General features: G+C 46.7%; 1 protein-coding gene and 1 pseudogene. One reads left to right on the forward strand and one right to left on the reverse strand.

Annotated features, from left to right (window positions below; genetic code table 11):
• A partial coding sequence (locus A3762_RS12160; protein WP_197469229.1) for an acyl-CoA dehydrogenase family protein occupies positions 1-612 on the reverse strand: 612 nt, incomplete at its 3' end.
• Between the two features lie 214 nt (positions 613-826).
• Between A3762_RS12160 and A3762_RS12165 the strand changes: the two are divergent.
• Positions 827-1526, forward strand: a pseudogene (locus tag A3762_RS12165) (ATP-dependent DNA helicase DinG); the annotation flags it as partial.

The following is a 1526-nucleotide window of genomic DNA, read 5'->3' on the forward strand; positions in this document are numbered from 1 at the left end:
CGCATTCCAGCCTAGTTTGTCTTCTTTTTTTCCGTAGCTAATGCCTTCGCTATCGGCAGGAATCGCAATACAACTCACGCCTGATGCACCTTGCTCGCCGGTACGAACCATGGTGATCAGTAAGTCGGTAGACCCCGCGCCAGAGATAAATACCTTGCTGCCCGATATGATGTAGTCATCGCCATCTTTGACTGCGCTTGTAGTGAGTGATGCTGCATCAGAACCTGCACCAGGCTCAGTAAGACAATAACTTGCGAGTTTCTCACCGCTCGCTAAGGGTTCAGCCCAGTCATTTATTAAGCTCTCTTGGCCGTAGGTGCTGAGCATTTTAAAGGCCATATTATGAATGCTGATAAAAGCAGCCGTTGTGGTACAGCCAGTCGCAAGCTGCTCCATAATTAAACAGGCATCTAAGCGGCTCAGACCAATACCAAAATATTCCTCAGGCACATACATTGCCATGAAGCCAAGCTTGCCGGCTTCGATAAAAGCATCCTTCGGAAAAATGGCTTCTTCGTCCCACTGTTTTGCATTGGGAGCAAGATGATTTTCAGCGAATTTACGTGCGGTGTCTTGGAATGCGGTTTGATCGGGACTTAGTTCAAAATGCATGCGTTGCTCCATACTGCTTTCGTTTTTATGCTTGTTTTTGTACGACGTAATTTATTATTCGTTTTGTCTGTCGCTTGATACAGCGAGCATTCAAACTCTGATAAACTGCGCTGCGCCATGATTATAGGGGCTGCTGCCTCAGCATTTCTATACTTGTGTCCGAGTTATTCAAGTTTTCTTTTTTCTCTACAGGCACCGTTGAAGACCCCGTTGTATGTTAAGCCAAGAACAAAAAGCCTTAATTCAATCCAGTTATAGCAAGTTCACCGGCCGAGATGGTTTTCGTCCGCGCTATGGCCAGCGATTGATGATCGCTGAAATCGCTAAGTATTTGGGCTCAATTAAAAGTAATGCCGAAGGCTTAAGAAATAGCGCGCCGACCACTTGCGTCGTTGAAGCTGGCACCGGTACTGGTAAAACACTTGGCTATTGCATGGCAACTCTGCCTATCGCGATTGAACTCGGTAAAAAACTCGTTGTATCTACGGCAACGACAGCGCTTCAAGATCAAATTTTGAGTAAAGATTTGCCTGAACTCGCCAAACACTCTGGGATCGATTTTTCGTATGCTTTAGCAAAGGGTAGAGGTCGCTATGTGTGCTTGAGCAAACTAGAGCAACGCATTGAGTCGTTCTCGGCCGATCCAAACGATGCCACTATCCCGCTTTTCTTGATTGATCAGGGCAATGACGAGGAATTATCAGAAGAGCAGTTACAGGGATTTTTTAGCCGTTATGCCTCAGGTGCATGGGACGGTGATCGAGACACGCTTGAAGAGCAGATCGACTCGCGTGCTTGGTCGATGCTGACCGCAGATAATCAGCAATGCTCTAACAGACGTTGCAGCTATTTTAGTAGTTGCCCTTACTACGAAGCGCGAAATCGTTGGGACGAAGCTGATGTTCTCATCGCTA

The organism is Oleiphilus sp. HI0125, from assembly GCF_001635355.1.